12 protein-coding genes are annotated in these 17466 nt (G+C 73.7%); 4 read left to right on the top strand and 8 right to left on the bottom strand.

What is annotated here, in order from left to right; genetic code table 11:
• Window positions 1-110 precede the first annotated feature (110 nt).
• Both AC1VM9_RS10280 and AC1VM9_RS10275 read left to right on the top strand, forming a co-directional pair.
• Complete coding sequence (locus AC1VM9_RS10280) at window positions 111-644, top strand: MarR family winged helix-turn-helix transcriptional regulator (RefSeq protein ID WP_481340661.1); 534 nt, start codon at window positions 111-113, stop codon at window positions 642-644.
• Between the two features lies 1 nt (window position 645).
• The gene (locus tag AC1VM9_RS10275) at window positions 646-2379 is read left to right on the top strand and encodes an MDR family MFS transporter (protein WP_483122543.1); all 1734 of its coding nucleotides are present in this window, start codon (window positions 646-648) and stop codon (window positions 2377-2379) included.
• Between the two features lie 136 nt (window positions 2380-2515).
• Here AC1VM9_RS10275 and AC1VM9_RS10270 read toward each other — a convergent pair whose 3' ends face one another.
• From AC1VM9_RS10270 to AC1VM9_RS10245, 6 genes are all read right to left on the bottom strand, one after another.
• Window positions 2516-3745: an MFS transporter gene (locus AC1VM9_RS10270; RefSeq protein WP_481342889.1), complete on the bottom strand. Its 1230-nt coding sequence runs from the start codon at window positions 3743-3745 to the stop codon at window positions 2516-2518.
• A gap of 67 nt (window positions 3746-3812) precedes the next feature.
• On the bottom strand, window positions 3813-4550 hold the full coding sequence (locus tag AC1VM9_RS10265; RefSeq protein ID WP_481347522.1) for an enoyl-CoA hydratase-related protein: 738 nt from the start codon (window positions 4548-4550) through the stop codon (window positions 3813-3815).
• A 29-nt stretch (window positions 4551-4579) separates the two neighbouring features.
• The gene (locus AC1VM9_RS10260) at window positions 4580-5692 is read right to left on the bottom strand and encodes an acyl-CoA dehydrogenase family protein (protein ID WP_483122542.1); all 1113 of its coding nucleotides are present in this window, start codon (window positions 5690-5692) and stop codon (window positions 4580-4582) included.
• Entirely contained in the window at window positions 5692-6840 is a 1149-nt protein-coding gene (locus tag AC1VM9_RS10255; RefSeq protein ID WP_483122540.1) for an acyl-CoA dehydrogenase family protein, read from the bottom strand. The genes AC1VM9_RS10260 and AC1VM9_RS10255 overlap by 1 nt, the downstream gene beginning before the upstream one ends.
• A gap of 125 nt (window positions 6841-6965) precedes the next feature.
• On the bottom strand, window positions 6966-8231 hold the full coding sequence (locus AC1VM9_RS10250) for an Nramp family divalent metal transporter (protein ID WP_483122539.1): 1266 nt from the start codon (window positions 8229-8231) through the stop codon (window positions 6966-6968).
• Between the two features lie 152 nt (window positions 8232-8383).
• Window positions 8384-9877, bottom strand: a complete 1494-nt coding sequence (locus tag AC1VM9_RS10245; RefSeq protein WP_483122537.1) for a hypothetical protein — start codon at window positions 9875-9877, stop codon at window positions 8384-8386.
• Window positions 9878-9949: 72 nt separating this feature from the next.
• Here AC1VM9_RS10245 and AC1VM9_RS10240 point away from each other — a divergent pair, with 72 nt between their 5' ends.
• Complete coding sequence (locus AC1VM9_RS10240) at window positions 9950-10309, top strand: TraR/DksA family transcriptional regulator (protein WP_481345915.1); 360 nt, start codon at window positions 9950-9952, stop codon at window positions 10307-10309.
• A gap of 2764 nt (window positions 10310-13073) precedes the next feature.
• Here the strand turns inward: AC1VM9_RS10240 and AC1VM9_RS10235 are convergent.
• On the bottom strand, window positions 13074-13679 hold the full coding sequence (locus tag AC1VM9_RS10235; protein ID WP_481342897.1) for a TetR family transcriptional regulator: 606 nt from the start codon (window positions 13677-13679) through the stop codon (window positions 13074-13076).
• A gap of 76 nt (window positions 13680-13755) precedes the next feature.
• Between AC1VM9_RS10235 and AC1VM9_RS10230 the strand changes: the two genes are divergently transcribed.
• Window positions 13756-15876 (top strand): MDR family MFS transporter, encoded by a 2121-nt coding sequence (locus AC1VM9_RS10230; RefSeq protein ID WP_483122535.1) that lies wholly within the window; start codon window positions 13756-13758, stop codon window positions 15874-15876.
• Between the two features lie 99 nt (window positions 15877-15975).
• On the opposite strand, the gene AC1VM9_RS10225 is transcribed toward AC1VM9_RS10230, so the two are convergent.
• Window positions 15976-17451, bottom strand: coding sequence for a dihydrolipoamide acetyltransferase family protein (locus AC1VM9_RS10225; protein WP_483122534.1), 1476 nt, complete (start codon window positions 17449-17451; stop codon window positions 15976-15978).
• Window positions 17452-17466: the final 15 nt, after the last annotated feature.

The following is a 17466-nucleotide window of genomic DNA, read 5'->3' as shown; positions in this document are numbered from 1 at the left end:
CCGCCACTCCCGGTGACCCCGCGTCCTCGCCCGCCGCTCCGGGGCGCGTTTGACAGCGGGAACGCGCGGTCCAATACTTGCTTGGTGCAAACAAGCAATTCGGGGCCGTCGTGACCGTCGACAGGGAGGACGCGAACGCCGTCTTCATGGCGTTGCTCCGCGTGCAGAAGCTGCTCGTGGCGGCCAAGCACACCGCGCCGCGCATCCACGACGGCGTCGACGCGTCCGTCTACCCCGTGCTGTTCGTCGTCGCCCGGTCCTCCGACCCCGTTCGGATCTCCGACCTCGCCACGATGCTGCACAACGACGTGTCGACCGTGAGCCGCCAGGTGAGCGCGCTCGTCACGACCGGCCTGCTGGCCAAGACGGCCGACCCGAACGACGGTCGGGCGCTCGTCGTGTCGATGACCGACGAGGGACGCACCGTCCTGGACCACATCCTCGAGAGCAGGTCCTCCTGGTTCCAGGGACTCCTGCAGGCCTGGGACGGGGCCCGCGTCGCCACCTTCGTCACCGACCTGCACGAGCTCGCCGACGCGCTCGACACCAACCTGCGTGCCCGGGGCGCGGCCGTTCCGCCCATGCCCTTCGCCGCCACCACGTCATCGGACGGCCCGGCCGACCGACACAACAGGAAGGACTGACATGTCCGACACCACCACGGGTCCGTCGGGAGCGGCGAACAGCCCGGTGCGGGCCACCGAGCACCCGCCGCTGGCGCACCGCGAGATCGTCACGATCCTCGTCGGCCTGATGATGGGGATGTTCCTCGCCGCGCTCGACCAGACGATCGTCGCGAGCGCCATGCGCGTCATCGCCGACGACCTCAAGGACCTCGCCGGCCAGGCCTGGGTCACCACCGCGTACCTCATCACCTCGACGATCGCGACGCCGCTCTACGGCAAGCTGTCCGACATCTACGGGCGCAAGAAGTTCTTCCTCTTCGCCATCTCGATCTTCACGATCGGCTCGATGCTCTGCACGCTGGCGTGGTCGATCCCGTCGCTGGCCGCCTTCCGCGCCGTCCAGGGCATCGGCGCCGGTGGCCTGTTCTCGCTGTCCCTGGCGATCATCGGTGACATCGTGCCGCCGCGCGAGCGCGCCAAGTACCAGGGGTACTTCCTGGCCGTGTTCGGCACCTCGAGCGTGCTCGGCCCCGTCATCGGCGGCTTCTTCGCCGGTCAGGACACCCTCCTCGGCGTCACCGGGTGGCGGTGGGTCTTCCTCGTCAACGTGCCGATCGCTGTCGCCGCGCTCATCGTCGTGACCCGCACCCTGCACCTGCGACACCACCGCCTCGACCACCGCATCGACTACTGGGGCGCGGTGACGCTCGCCGTCGCGCTCGTCCCGCTCCTCATCGTCGCCGAGCAGGGCCGCGAGTGGGGCTGGGGCTCGGGCACGTCCGTCCTCTGCTACGGCATCGGCGTCGTCGGGCTCGTCGCGTTCTTCCTCGTCGAGCGGGCCATGGGCGAGGAGGCGCTGCTGCCGCTGCGCCTCTTCCGCAACCGCACCGTGGGCGCCGGCTCGATCGCGTCGGTCTTCATCGGCATGGGCATGTTCGGTGGGCTCGCCTCCCTGCCGCTCTACCTCCAGATCGTCCAGGGCGCGAGTCCGACCCAAGCCGGGCTCATGCTGCTGCCGATGACGCTCGGCATCATGAGCGGCTCGGTGATCTCCGGCCAGCTCATCTCCCGCACCGGCCGCTACCGCCACTTCCCCATCATCGGAGCCATCCTGCTCGTCCTGGCGCTCCTCGGGTTCCACTACGTCACGGCCGACACCGCACTGTGGATGGTCATGGTCGGGATGTTCTTCTTCGGCCTGGGCCTCGGCTTCAACTTCCAGCCGCTGACCCTGGCGATCCAGAACGCCGTGGACCGCCGCGACATGGGGGTGGCCACGTCGTCCGCGACCTTCACCCGGCAGATCGGTGGCACGCTCGGCACCGCCGTCTTCCTGTCCATCCTCTTCGCCCAGGCCGGCACGAAGATCGGCGAGGCGTTCGGGCGGATCGCGCCGACGCCGACGTTCCAGGCGGCGCTGCGCAACCCCACCGGCGGCGACCCTGCGGTCAACAAGCAGTTCGTCGAGCAGCTGCACGCCGCCCAGCAGTCCGGTGCCGGTTTCGGGGCGGGCGGTGCCGCGCTGCAGGACAGCTCGTTCATCCAGCACCTGGACCCGCGCCTGGCCCGGCCGTTCCTCGTCGGGTTCGCCGACTCGATGTCGGTCGTGTTCCTCGCGGCGGCGGCCGTCATGGTGCTCGCCGTCATCGCGACGTTCTTCCTGCCGCACGTCGACCTCGGGCCCAAGCCGGGGCAGCCGGGCGGCCAGAAGGGTGACGCGGAGGTGGCCCCGGTGGCCGCAGCCGGCCACTGACCCCCAGAGCCCGCCCCTCGCCGGCAACACACCGAGCAGCTGCCAACGCCCTTCAGGTATTCCTGGGGGGCGTTGGCAGCTGCTCGGTGTGTTGCGGGCACAGGGCGGGCGGACGCGTCGGTGGGTGACGAGGAGGTCAGCGGAGGTTGTGCAGCTCGCGGCGGGTGAGGAAGGCGCGGGTGCCGAGGGCCATGACGAAGGCGAACCCGCCGGCGATGACCGCCACCCAGTAGCCGTGCTGGGAGCCGACGCGGTCGACGACGGCGCCGGACACCGCCGACCCGGCGGCGATGCCGATGATGAGGCCCGTGAGGACGATCGTCATGCCCTCGTTGAGCTGGGCCTTGGGGACGATCCGCTCGATGAGGTTCATCGTCGTGATGAGCGTCGGCGCGGTGGCCATGCCGGCGACGACCATGAGGCCGGCGAGCAGCCAGAGGTTCGGCGCGAAGAGCAAGGGGGCCTCGAGCACGCCCATGCCGAGGGCGCCGGCCACGAGCAGCTTGACGAGGTTGCGCCCGTGCGAGACGTGCCCGAAGACGAGCCCGGCCAGCCCCGACCCGACGGCGTAGAGGGCGAGGATGGCGCCCGCCGTGCCCTGGGCGCCGTGGTCCTCCGCGACGGCGAGGGTGACGACCTCGTTGACGCCGAAGATCGCCCCGGTCATGACCATGATGAACGCGAGGGGGATGAGCCCCGGGTTGTGGTGCGCGTGCCCCTCGGGACGCTCGTGGTGCGGCACGACGGGTGGCTCGGTCGATCGCGCCGAGATGAAGACGGCGACCCCGATGCCGTACGCCACCGTGGCGACGACGAACCCGGCCTCCGGGAACCAGGCCGTGGCCAGCCAGATCGCTACGACCGGCCCGATGACGAACGTCAGCTCCTCCATGACCTGCTCGAACGACATCGCCGAGTGCAGCGACCGCGGGTCGTGGGCGAAGATGTGCGTCCACCGCGCCCGCGCCATGGTCCCCATGTTGGGGATCGCGCCGCAGAGCGGGAACGTGACGAAGAGCAGCCAGGACGGCCAGCCCTTGTACGACGTGACGACGGTCATGACCGCCCAGAAACCGGACCACAGGAAGAACGGGATGGCGATGCGCCGCTGCCCGTACCGGTCGACGAGGCGACCGAGGAAGGGCGCGAAGAGCGCGAGGGCCACCATGCCGACCGCGACGACGGCGCCGGCCAGCTCGTACGAGCGGGACCGGGCGGCGACCATGGCGACGACGGCCACACCGAACATCGAGCCCGCGGTGCGGGCCACCATCCCCCCGGCGATGAAGGTGCGAGCGCCCGGCACCTCGAAGAGAGGTCGGTAGGACGCGAGCACGGACAGCTCCTCCTCGGTCGGCGACGGCACCCTCGCCATAGTGCCACCAAGCGGACCGTGGGCCGAAACGACGCCGTCCGCCGGCCGGCCGGCCGGGTCAGCGGCCGTGGCGTCGGCGCAGCGACCACATCTGCGGCGAGCGCTCGAGCTCGACGGCGACGTCCCACGGCAGCCCGCCCGGGGCGGTCTCGCGGCGGAAGCTCGCGACCATCCGGCGCGCCAGCGCGGGGTCGCGGGCGACGCGTCGGGCCAGGGCGAGCGCCTGCTCCTCGACGTCGGCGTCGTCGTGCGACGCCCAGGCGAGGCCGAGCGCGACGGCGCGGTCGCCGTCGACCTCGTCACCGAAGAGGCCGAGGGCCGCCGCGGCCTCACGGCCGGCGACGCGGTTGAGCAGCGTGAAGTGCCCCCCGCCCGGGTGGATACCGATCTGCGCGAACCCGGGCAGGAGCCGCGCGCTGCGCGACACGATGCGAAGGTCGGTGGCGAGCGCGAGGTTGAGCCCGGCCCCCACCGCGGCGCCACGGACGGCGGCGACGGTGGGGACGCCGATGGCGCCGACGGTCGTGAACGCCGCGTAGACGGTCTCGAGGTTGCGGTACGCCTCGTCCTCGACGGGGTCGGCTCCGGTGTCGGCGAGGACGCTGCGCACCGCTCCGGCGCAGAAGTGCTCGCCACCGGTCACGACGACGGCGCCCACCGCGGGGTCGGCATCGGCCGCCCGGGCCGCGTCGGCGAGCTCGACCGACATCTCGACCGAGAGGGCGTTGCGCCGCCCGGGCGCGTCGAGGGTGATGAGAGCGACGCCGTCGGCAACCTCGTACCGGACCTCGTTCATCTGCGGATCTCCTTCGGTACCAAGACAGTTCACGTGGTCCGGTAGTCGCGGCTCTTGGCCCGGCCGGTCGTCACGAGGGTCCACAGCCGCTCGTGACCGGCCGAGGTGGCGAGCACCGTGAGGGTCTCGTCCCACTCGTGCACCGAGCCGTACTCGCTGCGTCGGGCGAGGATCGGCTTCGTCAGCGTGTGCAGCTCGTGCTCGAGCGTCGTGCCGATGGCGCCGAGGACCTGGTGGGCGTTGCGGACGACGACCGACGCGCCGTGGCCGACGCACGACTTGGCGACGCCGACGGCGAACAGCATGCCGCGGTCCTGCCAGTCGGAGGCCGCCGCCCGGGCGACGGCCGCGTCGGTGGCGGCCCGGGCGAGGGCGGTCTCGGCGGCGATGTCGGCAACCAGGTGCTGGACGGCCTGGAATCGCCCGATCGGCCGGCCGAACTGGACGCGGTCGCGCACGTGGGCGAGGACGACCTCGAGGACCCGCTCCATCGCCCCGACGACCTGGGCCGAGCGCGCCAGTGCCCCGCGGTGGTGGAACTGCTCGCCGATCTCGTGGGCCACGACGATGCCGTCCTCGAGGTCGAGCAGGTCGAACTCGACGGTGTCGCTGGGCTCGCCTGCGAGGTTGCGCCCCTCCTCCAGGCCGACGCGGTCGAGGGGCACGTCGGCCACGCGCCACTCGTCGCGGTCCTCCCACAGCGCCACGATGCGCGACGCGTCGCGGGCCCACGTCACGTTGAGGGCGACGCCGGAGGGGTCCGGACGGCACACCGTGCGGAGGCCGCCGTCGTTGCCGAGGCCCGCCGCCTCGAGCAGCCACCCGCCGAGGACGTCGTGCTCGGCGATCGGGACCGGGGCGCCCGCGGCCGCGGAGAGTCCGAGGAGGGCGGCGGCCTCGAGCCAGCCGGCGCCGCTGCCGCCCGAGGCCTCGCTGCCCGTCAGACGCGTCAGACCGAGGTCCTCGAGGCGCGCCCAGAGGTCGCGGTCGAGGTCCACGGTGGCGCCGGGGGTCGGACGCGTCGCGCGGTAGTCGTCGAAGAGCTCCGTGAGCATCGCGACGAGGTCGGGGTCGGCGGTGGCCGGTGCGGCCAGGTGCCCGGACCCCGCAGGGAGGTCGCGGCCCGCGCGGGAGTCGGCCATCAGCGCAACCCCAGCCCGCGCGCGACGACGCCGCGCAGGATCTCGTTCGTGCCGCCGCGCAGCGTGAAGCCGGGCCGCTGGAGGATCGCCGCGTGCAGGAGCGTGTAGAGCTCCTCGTCCTCGACCCAGCCGGTGGCGGTGAGCAGGTCGACGAAGTCGGCGATGTCGCCCTCGGTCGTCGTGCCGAGCAGCTTGACGAGGGCGGCCGGGACGTCGGCCGGCTCGTGGGCCTCGAGAGCCGTCGACACGGAGAAGGACAGGTGGTGCAGCCCGGCGACGCGCGCGACGTGCCGGCCCAGGCCCGCGTCGGCCGGGAGGCGTCCGTCGTCCATGGCCTGGGCGGCAGCCGCGAGCAGCTGGAAGGTGGACAGGACCCGCTCGGGCCCGCTGCGCTCGTAGGCCAGCTCGGAGGTGACCTGCCGCCAGCCGTCGCCCACGGCTCCGAGGACCCGGTCGTCGGGCACGAGTACGCCGTCGAGGTGGACCTCGTTGAAGTGGTGGTCGCCGCCCATGGAGACGATCGGGCGGATGTGGACGGCCGGGTCGTGCAGGTCGACGATGAGCTGGCTCAGACCGGCGTGCCGGTGCTCGGGGTCGGGCGGCGACGTGCGGCACAGCGCGAAGAACGCGTCCGCCTCGTGGGCTCCCGAGGTCCACACCTTCGTGCCGGTGACGCGCCAGCCGCCCTCGACCCGCTCGGCCCGGGTGCGCACGCTCGCGAGGTCGGACCCGGAGTCGGGCTCGCTCATGCCGATGCCGAAGACGACCTCGCCGCTGCTGATCCGCGGCAGGAACGCGCGCTTCTGCTCCTCGGTGCCGTAGCGCAGCAGCGAGGGCCCGATCTGCCGCTCGGCGATCCAGTGCGCCGCGACGGGCGCACCGACGACGAGCAGCTCCTCGGTGACGACGAACCGTTCGAGGTACGTGCAGCCCTGCCCGCCGTACTCGGTGGGGATGACCATGCCCAGCCAGCCACGGCGTCCGAGCTCGCGGGTGAACGCGCGGTCCCAGCGCGTCAGCCACGTGTCGACGTGCGGCACGAACGCCCCCGCCCGAAGCTGCTGGGCGAGGAAGGCCCGCACCTCCAGACGCAGCTCGGTGAGGGCGGGCAGCTCGCGCACGCCGGGTGGCACGAGTCGGGTCGCCATGCTCACCTCCGTCGGTCCGGCCGGGTCAGGGGTCACTCTCCCACACGGTGGTGCGCCTCCCGGGACGGGTGGTGCGCGCCACGGAGCACGCCGGCGCCGGCTCGGGCGAGCGCCCCCGCGCGGGGTCAGGCGCCCCCGGCGAGGACGAGGTAGCCGCAGAGGCCGACGATGACGGCGGTGATGAGGCCGGCGACGACGGTCGTGACGCGGTGGTTGACGAGGACGCCCATGAGGCGTCGGTCGCTCGTGAAGAGCAGGAGCGGCACGAGGGTGCCCGGCAGCGCGAACGAGAGGGCCACCTGGCTCCAGACCAGCGCGTCGGTGGGGTCGACGCCGAGGCCGAGGATGAGCAGGGCGGGCACGACGGCGAGGAGCCGCCGCAGCAGCGGCGCGATGGGGCGGCGTCCGAACCCCTGCATGACGACGTCGCCGGTCTGCACGCCGACGAGCGTCGAGGCCAGGCCGGAGGCGAGCAGGGCCACCGCGAGCATCGTCGCGGCGATGTCGCCGACGCTCGACCCGAGGGCCGCGTACGCCGACTCGATGCTGGCCCCCGCCGACGTCGGCAGCGCAGCGGCGAAGACGACGAGGCTGACGTTGGCGAACCCCGCCACCGTCATGGCGATGACGACGCTGCGGACGGTCCGACGCCCGGCCCGGAGGCGCTCGGCCGGCGACACGACCGGCGTGCCGTCGTCGTGCCCCCGCGAGGCCGCGGAGTGGAAGTGGAGGGCGTGCGGCATGACCGTCGCCCCGACGATGCCGACGGCCAGCAGGGCCGCGGATCCCTCGAGCGATCCGGGCACCAGCGCCCGGAGCAGGCCGGCGCTGTCGACGTCGGCGACCGTCACCTGCCACACGAGCGAGCCGACGATGACGATGAGCAGGACGAGCACCACCGAGTCGAACTGGCTACGGCCCCGGACCTTCAGGGCGAGCACGACGAGGCTGAAGAGCGTGACGCACGCGGCGCCCGCCATGAGCGGCATCCCGAAGAGCAGCCGCAGCGCGATGGCCCCACCGACGATCTCGGCGAGGTCGGTCATGACGACGACGAGCTCGGCCTGGACCCAGAGCAGGACCCGACCCACCCCCGGGAACCGCGCGGCACTGTGCTCGGCGAGGCTCCGGCCGGTGACCATGCCGAGCTTCGCGGCGAGGTACTGGATGACCATCGCGGAGCAGCTGGCGAAGACGACGACCCACACGAGGCCGTAGTCGTGCTCGGCGCCCGAGGTGATGTTGACGCCGAAGTTGCCGGGGTCGACGTAGGCGATCGCGGCGAGGAGCGCCGGCACCAGGGTCCGGGGCGCGCGCAGGGTGCCGCCGAGCCCCCGCTCCGGGGACCGGTCCTCGGTCCGGCGCCGTTCCTGCGCCACCTGCTCGTCCATGGTGCACAGCATCGAGCCTCACGGGGCGCGGCGCCAACTCCGTCCACGACACCGGGACCGCGCCACCGGTGGGCGCCTCGGACCGCGCGGGCCCCGACCGGCTCAGCGGGTCTCAGCGGGTCTCAGCGGGTGTCAGCGGGTCTCAGCGGGTCTCAGCGGGCCGAGGCGAGCCCGAGGAGGGCCGCGATGCCGAGGGCGCTGCGCGGGTCGTACGCCGACGTCCAGAGCCCGCCGTGGGCGGCCGCGTACGCCTCGTCCTGCCACGGGTGCCCGCGGCTCGGCGCGCCGGTGCGCAGGTCGTGGACGAGGAGTGCGGCCATGAGGGTGTTGGCCGTGCCGGGCTCGAAGACCTCGATGCCGAACCGGTGGGCCCCGGCGTAGGCCGCTGCCAGTGCCCGGTTCTTGACGACCGAGCGGGTGCGGGTCGGCGGCGCGACCTTGAAGGAGACGAGGCCGCCGTCGGCCCGGTGGGTCGCGGCGCGCCAGCGCTGGAGCCGCTTGGCCAACAGGTAGTTCGGGCCCTGCTGGAGCACGACGCTGTCGTTGATGCCCGGGTCCTGCCCCGGCACGTAGTTGCGACGCAGCAGCCTCCCTCCGCTCACCGTGCGCAGGGGCACGCGGAGCAGCTTCGAGGTGCGGCGCTGGGCGTAGCTGCGCACCGAGCGCTCGACCGCCTCCCCCGGCACCGCGAAGACGTCGGTGGGCGTGGCGAGGAAGGCGAGTGCGACGTCGTCCGGGCGACGCTCCTCGACGAGCCGCCTCGTCAGGGCGTCGACGGCCGTCGAGACGCGGACGTTCGTCGCGCCGTCCGCGTAGACGTAGTTGCCGAGGACGAGCCGGTGCGGCGCCTCGAGGCCGGCGACCCACCGGGTGACCGCCGCGAGGTCGTGCACGAGGTCGCCACCGGCACGCGCTGCCAAGGGACCGTCGGTGCCACGCACGGGCACGGTCATCGAACCGGCCAGGCGCCGGGTGTCACCGATGAGCCGGTCCCACAGCTCGGGCCGTGGCAGGTCGACCGCCGCGACGTTCGCGCCCCACCGCAGCAGGGACCGCAGCGGCCCCATCTCCGCCGCGGCGCCGAGGACGACGACGGTGTGGTCGCCGAGGTCGAGCCACTCCGGGTGCTCGACGACGCGGCCGACGGCCTCGGCGCAGGACGGCTCGACCGTCCCGGCCTCGACCCACGCGTCGAGGCGGCGCAACAGCGCGTCCCCGGACAGCCGCTCACGGCCGTAGGGCAGGGACAGGACGCGCTCCGGCTCTCCCTCACCATGGAGCGTCTCGGAGCCGAGCGTCCCCGAGGCGTCGGGCTCGAAGCCGTCGGGCGGCTCGAAGGCCGCGGCCAGCGGCCGGTCGCCGCCGGCTCCCGCCCAGCGCATCCGCGTGTGCAGCGATGCCAGCCCGTCGCGGGCGATGCCGAGGGCGGCGGCGTCGGAGACGAGCCCCGCCTCGACGAGCCGGCGGAAGTGGGGCAGGTACCCCTGCCGCCAGCTCGTCTCGCGCTCGGCCGACGCGGCCCCGACCGGGTCGTGCGCGCGCAGCGCGTCGGCGACGACGGCCCGCCCGACGGCGGTCGTGCTGCGTCGTCCGGTTGCCGGGTCGACCGGAAAGACCACGCCACGCTGGGCGTCGGAGTCACTCATGGAGCCATCCTGCCGGTGGGCGAGGCGGCTGTCCGCCGGCCGACCGGTCCCCGGCAGGGCGACAATGGGCGGGTGGACGAGTTTCCTGCCGCACCGGGACGCCTGCTCGACGAGGAGCGGCTGACCACCCTCCAGCGACTCGACGACCTGCGCAGCGAGTTCGCGCTCGTCGTCGACGCCACCGAGGGGTCGAACGCCGACGACGAGCACGACCCCGAGGGGTCGACGATCGCCTACGAGCGGTCGCAGATCGGCGCCCTCGTGGAGCAGGCCGAGCGACACCTCGCCGAGATCGACGCCGCCGTGGCGAGGGTCGCCGCGGGCACGTACGGTCGCTGCGAGGTCTGCGGGCAGCCGATCCCGCAGGCCCGGCTCGAGGCGCGGCCGACCGCGACGAGGTGCGTCGAGCACGTCGGTGGCCACCCGGGCTAGCGCTCTCGGCGAAACCCCGCGCGGCAGCGGCCGCGTCTGCAAGGCTGGGCGCGGAGGTCGGATGAGCGAGCCGGGCACCTGGCGGCGGGATGCCGCGCGTCTCGTCGTGCACCCCGGACACGGGGTCCACGGCAGGGACGACGAGATCGACGCCCTCGTGCGGGCCCTCGGTCCGGACGGTGCGCGTCGCGTCGTCGTCCACGGCCCCCTCGGCGTCGGCACGTCGACGGTCGTGGCCCTCGCAGTGGCCCGTCTCGGTGACGCCTACGACGCGTCGGTCACGGTCGCCGTGCGCGGTGGACCGGGTCTGCGGCGCGGCCTGGCGGGCCACCTCGGGGTCCTCGAACCCCACGACGTCGACCGGCTCGCCGCCGCCGTCGGACAGCGCCGCCTGCTCGTCGTCGTCGACCCGCCCGACGGCCCGGGCCCGCACGCACTCCTCGCCGAGCGCCAGCTCGTCCACGAGGCCGACCGGCTCGTCGACGCGTGTCCCGGGCTGGCCGTCGTCCTCGTCGGCCGGCGGCCCGCGGCATGGCCGGGCGCCGAGCAGGTCGCCGTCCGCGCGTTCGACGCGCCGCGCAGGAACGATGACCCGGACACCCTCCGGCGGCATCCCGCCGTCGCCCTCCTGCTCGACCGCGTCGCCCTCGTGGACGCCGGCCTCCTGCCGACCGACGACGTCGTTCGCGCCGCCGCCGAGGTGTGCCGCGGTGTCGGCGGCCTGCCGCTCGCGCTCGAGCTGGCGGCCGCACGCGCCGGTGCGCTCGGCATCGACGGCGTCGCCGGGCTGCTGCGCGGCGGGGCCTCCCGGGTGTCGCTGCTGACGGCGCGGCGCGCCGAGCCCCGCGGCGTGCGCACCGCTCTCGAGCTGGCGTACGCGACCCTGTCGCCCGATGCCCAGGAGCTGCTGCGCGACGCGTCGACGCTGCGGGGGCCGTTCGACCTCGACGCCGCGAGCGCCGTGTCCGACCTGCCGCTGCCGCGGCTCGTGGACGCCCTCGACACGCTCGTCGACCTCCGCCTCGCGGCCTACGTCCAGCCGGCGAGGCCCGCGGCGTCGGTGGAGCCAGCCGGTGGCCCGGCCCGTGACGCCTCGACGCCGCAGCGCGCCTGCTTCGCGCTCGACCCCGTCGCTGCCGAGCTCGCCGGCGAGCTGCTCGACCAGACCGACGGGGCCGGCGCCGTCCTCGACCGGCACGCCGCGCACCACGCCGCCCTGGCCAGGCGGGCGGCGGCCGCCGCGGCCGACGCCCGGGAGCCCGAGGCGATGGCCCTGCTCGAACCGGTGGCAGCCGACCTCAGCGCGGCCCTGACGTGGCTGCGCGCAGGCCCCGACCACGCCACCGCGTTGCGGCTCGCCGTCGACCTGGCCCCGCTGAGCCGGACCGTCGGTGAACGCGGGAACCTGCGCGCCGTCGTCGACGAGCTGCTCGCAGAGCTGGCCCTCAAGCCCGTCGACGAGGGTCTGCTCGCCGACGCGGAGATCTGGTCGGGGGTCCTCGCCCTCGACAGCGCCGACGCCGCGGAACGCGTCGACGAGGCCCTCCCCTGCCTGCTGAGCGGCATCGACCGGGCCCGCCACACCTCCGACCGGCTCCGCCAGCTGCAGGGGTTGGACGTCGTCGCGCGGACGCTGCCGCTGCACCGCAACGCGATCCTGGCCCACCGGAGCGTCCTCGAGGGGCTCGAGCTGGCGACGCACCTGGGCCACGCGCGCTGGCTCGCGCGCTTCGAGGCGTGGCGCGCGATCCTGTTGCACCGAGGCGGGGACACCACGGGCGCGGTCGCGCTCGGGCTGTCGGCGCTGCGCCGCGGTCGTGCCGCCGGTGACGGCCCGTCGGTGGTGGCCGCCGGCGTCCTGCTGCACACGGTGCCGTCCCGCATCGTCGGGCTGGCCGGTCCCCCTGAGGCGTCCGGACGCCCGGGGCCCGACGTGCCGACGCTCGAGGAGCTGCTCGGGGTCGCCACGGTGACCGGTGACGGGGCATCGCTGTCGCTCATCCTCGGCCGGCTCGCCTCACGGGCACTCGCGTGCGGCGACGCCGCGGCCGCGGCGCGGTGGACGCGCACCCGGCTCGAGCTCGCGTGGCGCCTCCCCGCCGGGACGGCCGTCGCGCACTGCTCCCTCGCAGCGGCCCGCATCGCCGCGGCCACCGGTGACCTCCTCGCGGCCGCGCGCTTCCACGGGTTCGCGCAGCCGATGCTGCCGATCCTCCTCTCCGGGCTGGCGCCGCTCGAGCGCACCGCGTACGAGCGGGCGACGGCCGAGCTGCGCACCCTGCTCGGGCCCGACGCGTTCGACCGGGCCGCGTTCGAGGGGTCGGTCCTCGACCCGTCGGCCGCGCACGCCGAGCTGCTCGCCTACGTCAGCGCCGTCGCCGGCGCCGACCGTGCTGACCCGGCGGACGGCGGCGGAGTGCCGTCGCCGGCGTCACCACCGGTATCGCACCCGGGATCGCGACGGGGATCGCAACCGGTCGGTGAGCTCCCCCTGGCGGCCCACGAGGTCCAGCTGCTCACCGCTCTGGGCTCCGGGCGGGCCCTGTCGGAAGCTCGCCGAGGCGGCGGGCGTCGACATCCCGACCATGACCGACGCGGCATCGGCGCTCTACGCCCGGCTGGGGTTGCGGGGTCGCGCGGAGGCGGCGGCCGTCGCGCTTCGCAGTGGGCTCGCCTGACGCGTCGGGACCGGCGACCGGGCTCACCGGCACGACCCGCCTCGCCCGGGGCCGGAGCGTCGGTGTCTCGGCGATGCCTGTCTCGCTCAGGCGAGCCCGGAGCCGATGTAGTCGAAGGCGGCATCGATGTTGCGCTCGAGGCGTCCCCCGCCACCGGCCTGCTGGTGCTCGATGCAGGCGCGGACCGCGGCGATCGCGACGGCGACCGTGACCCGCGGCTCGAGCGAGGCACCGGGGGCGTGGCCGAGCCGGCGCTCGAGGGCGGCGGTCAACGCGTTCTCGATGCGGATGTTGTTGCCGACGAGGGCCGGAGCGAGCGCGGGCTCACCGAGGAGGATCCGGCGACGCTTGGCCCGCAGCTCGCGGTCGACCGAGGCGGGCGCGAGCATGCCGGCGAGGATGCGGCGCAGCGACTCCAGCGGCGTCTCACCGTCGCGCACCTCCTCGAGCTGCTCGGCGTAGGACTCGAGCTCCTCGGCGGTCGTGCCGATGACGGCCGCCTCCTTCGACGGGAAGTAGTTGAAGAAGGTGCGGGCGCTCACACCGGCGCGTGTCGCGATCTCCTCGGTGGTGACCGTCGCGAAGCCCTTCTCCTCGACGAGGTCCAGGGCCGCGAGGTTGATGGCGCGCCGGGTCTCGCGCTTCTTGCGCTCGCGCAGGCCGCAGGACTCGTCGGCAACGGACGTGCTCATGGGTCCCATGATGGCACCAGGTCTGCATCCACTGCAATTTTGCAGTCACTGCACGTTTAGGTGTACGGTCGAGGACATGCCACAGACCTCGACGACCGCCCCCACCCCGGGCGCCACGACGGAGGCGGGACCGGCCGCGCACGGCCTGGACCGCGCCACCCGCAACATCTTCACCGCGCTCATGCTCGGCATGCTCGTCGCGTCGATCAGCCAGACCATCGTCGGTCCGGCCATGCCGCGCATCGTCGCCGAGCTCGGCGGCATCGACCACTACTCGTGGCTGGCCACCGCGGCCATGCTCGTGAGCGCGATCACCGTCCCGATCGTCGGCAAGATGAGCGACCTCTACGGGCGGCGCGGGTTCTACCTCGGCGGCCTCGTCGTCTTCATGGCCGGCTCGGTCCTGTCCGGATTCGCCCAGAGCTTCTGGTGGCTGATCGCCGCTCGCGCCGTCCAGGGCGCCGGCATGGGCACCCTGATGCCCCTCTCGCAGACGATCATCGGCGACATCATCCCGCCGCGTCAGCGCGGCAAGTACCAGGGCCTGATGGGCGGCGTCTTCGGCCTCGCCTCGATCCTCGGCCCGCTCGCCGGTGGCTTCGTCACCGACCACTGGGGGTGGCGCTGGCTCTTCTTCGTCACGCTGCCCGTCGGCGTCTTCGCCTTCTTCGGCATCAGCCGCTTCCTGCACCTCGAGCACACGCCCCGTGAGTCCGTCGTCGACAAGGCCGGCATCACGGTGCTGTCGCTGACCCTCGTCCTGCTGCTCGTGCCGACCTCGCTGGGCGGCACGACCCTGCCGTGGGGCTCCCCCGCGATCATCGGCATGTACGCCGCGGGCGTCGTCGCGCTCGCCGCGTTCGTCGCCGTCGAGCGCCGGGCCGTCGAGCCGGTCCTGCCGCTGCGCCTCTTCCGCAGCCCGCTGTTCACGCTGTCCAACATCGCGGCCTTCATGGTCTCGGTCATGATGTTCGGCGCGATGATCTACCTGCCCGTGTACGCGCAGGGCGTGCTCGGCGTGTCGGCCACCAACTCGGGACTCATCCTCATGCCGATGTCGGTGGCCATGATCGGCCTGTCGATCCTCTCCGGGCTCGTCATCACCAGGACGGGCAGGTACAAGCTGCAGACCATCGCGGGCATCCTCATCATGGGCGTCGGCTTCTGGCTGCTCACCCAGCTGCACCACGGCTCGAGCCAGACCGAGCTCACCCTGTCGATGGTCGTCTTCGGCGTGGGCCTCGGCATGGCGCTGCAGGTGTTCACCCTCATCATCCAGAACTCCTCGCAGCGCAAGGACCTCGGCGTCGCCACCGCCTCCACGCAGTTCTTCCGCAACGTCGGCTCGACCGTCGGCACGGCCGTGTTCGGCACGATCATGACCAGCGGGCTCGCGGGCAACATCGCCTCCCACCTGCCCGCCTCGGTGGTACGGCAGATGCAGGCCTCGGGCCAGGAGGTGAGCGCCGGGTCGGTGCTCGACCCATCGGCACTCGCGCAGCTGCCGCCGCAGGTCGCCTCCGGCGTCCAGCAGGGCCTGGCCGACTCGCTGCACACGGTGTTCGTCTGGGGCCTCGTCCCCTTCGCTCTGGCCCTCGTGACCGCGCTCTTCATCAAGGAGCTGCCGCTGCGCGACACCGTGCACACGCCCGACGAGGCCGGCATCGAGCTGCTCGACACGCTGTCGCAGTCGGCGCCCGACGACGAGGTCACGGTCCCGCTGGGCCGCGGCGCCGGCAACACACGGACGCACGAGCGCCTCCTCGGCCTGCGCCTCGGACTGCTCGCCGACTCGGCGCTGCGCGGCGACCGGCCCCTGCTCAGCCGGGCCGTCATCCGGCTCGGCGAGGGAGACCTCGACGCCGGCGCGGCGCTGCTGCACCGCACGGCGCGGATGCTGACAACCGAGGACCCGTCGGTCGCGGCAGACACGGAACGGTTCGCCGTCGAGGTGGCCGCACGCGCGAAGGCTCCGGGCGGCGTCCTCGACGACTGGCTCAAGCGCGAGCTCGCCACGGCGATCGCCGAGCGCGATGCCCACGAGGTCATGACGACCCTCGAGCCGACCGTCGCGGAGCGGTACGAGGCCGTCGACGTCCGGATGCTCGAGCGCGTCGGCGACGACCTCACCGCCGCCTACCTCGTCGACCGCAGGCAGGCCCGCCACGCCGAGCGCCAAGCGGCATCGGCCCGCTGACGCCGTCCACGAACACACCGAGCAGCTGCCAGGTCCCGCCGGGTACACCCCGTCGGGTTGGCAGCTGCTCGGTGTGTTGCGGGGGTTTGGTGCGGGAGGTCAGGCCCAGACGAGGGCGCGGCTGGGGTCCTCGAGGATCGCGGCGAGGTCGGACAGGAAGCGCGAACCGAGCTCGCCGTCGATGAGCCGGTGGTCGAAGCTCACCGCCAGCTGGGTCACGTGGCGCACCGCGATCTCGTCGGAGCCGTCGGCGGCGGTGACGACCCACGGCTGCTTGCGGATCGCGCCGAAGCACACGATCGCCGACTCGCCGGGGTTGATGATCGGGGTGCCGCTGTCGACGCCGAAGACCCCGACGTTGGTGATCGTGATGGTGCCACCCGACATCTCGGCCGGCTGGGTGCGTCCCTCGCGAGCGGTCGCCGTCAGCGCCCCGATGGCGCGGGCCAGCTCGAGCATCGTCAGTGCGTGGGCGTCCTTGACGTTCGGGACGATGAGCCCGCGCGGCGTGGCGGCGGCGATGCCGAGGTTGACGTAGTTCTTCTGGACGATCTCCTGGGCGGCCTCGTCCCACGTCGCGTTCATGCCCGGGTTGCGCCTGATCGCGAGGACGAGCGCCTTGGCGAGCACGAGCAGCGGCGTCACCTTGACCTCGCGGAACTCGCGCTCGCCCTTGAGGCGGTCGACGAGCTCCATCGTCCTCGTGACGTCGACGGTGACCCACTCGGTGACGTGCGGCGCCGTGAAGGCGGAGCCGACCATCGCCTGGGCGGTCATCTTGCGCACGCCCTTGATGGGGATGCGGGTCTCGCGCTCGCCCGCGCCGAACGGCAGCGCCGGGGCGGATGACGGGACGCCGGCTGCCGCCGGAACCGCCGGGGCTGCGCCGTCGACCGCGCCCGACGCGAAGGCGTTGACGTCGTCGCGGGTGATGACCCCCTCGGGACCCGAGCCGGCGACGGCCCAGAGGTCGACGCCGAGGTCCTTGGCGAGCTTGCGCACCGGGGGCTTGGCCTTCGGCCGGCCCTCCCGCGCGACCGGCGCCGACGGGGAAGCATTCACCGCGGGCCCGGCGCCCGGCGTCGGGGCCGGCGACTCGACGCGGGGCGCCGGGGCGGTCGGCTCGGCGACCGGCTCCGCGGCCGCGACCTGCTCGGTCTCGGTCGGCGCCGAGGCCCGGGCGACCGGGGCCGGAGCGGCGTCACCGGCCCGCTTGCGCGGGCGACGGGCCGTGGCACCGGCCTTGGCGCCGTAGCCGACGAGGATCGCCTCGCCGCCGGCCGGCTCCCCGGTTTCGCCGGGGACGGCCGGTGCGACCGGCGTCTCCTCGGCGGTGCCGTCGTCGATCGTGATGATCGGGGTGCCGACGTCGACAGTCTGGCCGACCTCCACGAGGAGGTCCTTGACGGTGCCGGCCCACGGGATCGGCAGCTCGACGAGCGACTTGGCGGTCTCGACCTCGAGGACCATGTCGTTGACCTTGACGGTGTCGCCGGGCTCGACCCGCCACTCGACGATCTCGGCCTCGACGAGGCCCTCACCGGGGTCGGGCAGCTTGAACGTGCGGATTGCCATGGAGGACAGTCCCTT

The organism is Monashia sp. HAY1-11D (genome assembly GCF_056868035.1).
This window is presented reverse-complemented; position numbering and strand designations above follow the sequence as displayed.

What these genes read in the sequence shown, in the direction of transcription:
- AC1VM9_RS10275 (WP_483122543.1), top strand. Translation starts at nt 646, where the DNA reads ATGTCCGACACCACCACGGGTCCGTCGGGAGCGGCGAACAGCCCGGTG.
- AC1VM9_RS10265 (WP_481347522.1), bottom strand. Translation starts at nt 4,550, where the DNA reads ATGAACGAGGTCCGGTACGAGGTTGCCGACGGCGTCGCTCTCATCACC.
- AC1VM9_RS10260 (WP_483122542.1), bottom strand. Translation starts at nt 5,692, where the DNA reads ATGGCCGACTCCCGCGCGGGCCGCGACCTCCCTGCGGGGTCCGGGCAC.
- AC1VM9_RS10255 (WP_483122540.1), bottom strand. Translation starts at nt 6,840, where the DNA reads ATGGCGACCCGACTCGTGCCACCCGGCGTGCGCGAGCTGCCCGCCCTC.
- AC1VM9_RS10250 (WP_483122539.1), bottom strand. Translation starts at nt 8,231, where the DNA reads ATGGACGAGCAGGTGGCGCAGGAACGGCGCCGGACCGAGGACCGGTCC.
- AC1VM9_RS10245 (WP_483122537.1), bottom strand. Translation starts at nt 9,877, where the DNA reads ATGAGTGACTCCGACGCCCAGCGTGGCGTGGTCTTTCCGGTCGACCCG.
- AC1VM9_RS10235 (WP_481342897.1), bottom strand. Translation starts at nt 13,679, where the DNA reads ATGAGCACGTCCGTTGCCGACGAGTCCTGCGGCCTGCGCGAGCGCAAG.
- AC1VM9_RS10230 (WP_483122535.1), top strand. Translation starts at nt 13,756, where the DNA reads ATGCCACAGACCTCGACGACCGCCCCCACCCCGGGCGCCACGACGGAG.
- AC1VM9_RS10225 (WP_483122534.1), bottom strand. Translation starts at nt 17,451, where the DNA reads ATGGCAATCCGCACGTTCAAGCTGCCCGACCCCGGTGAGGGCCTCGTC.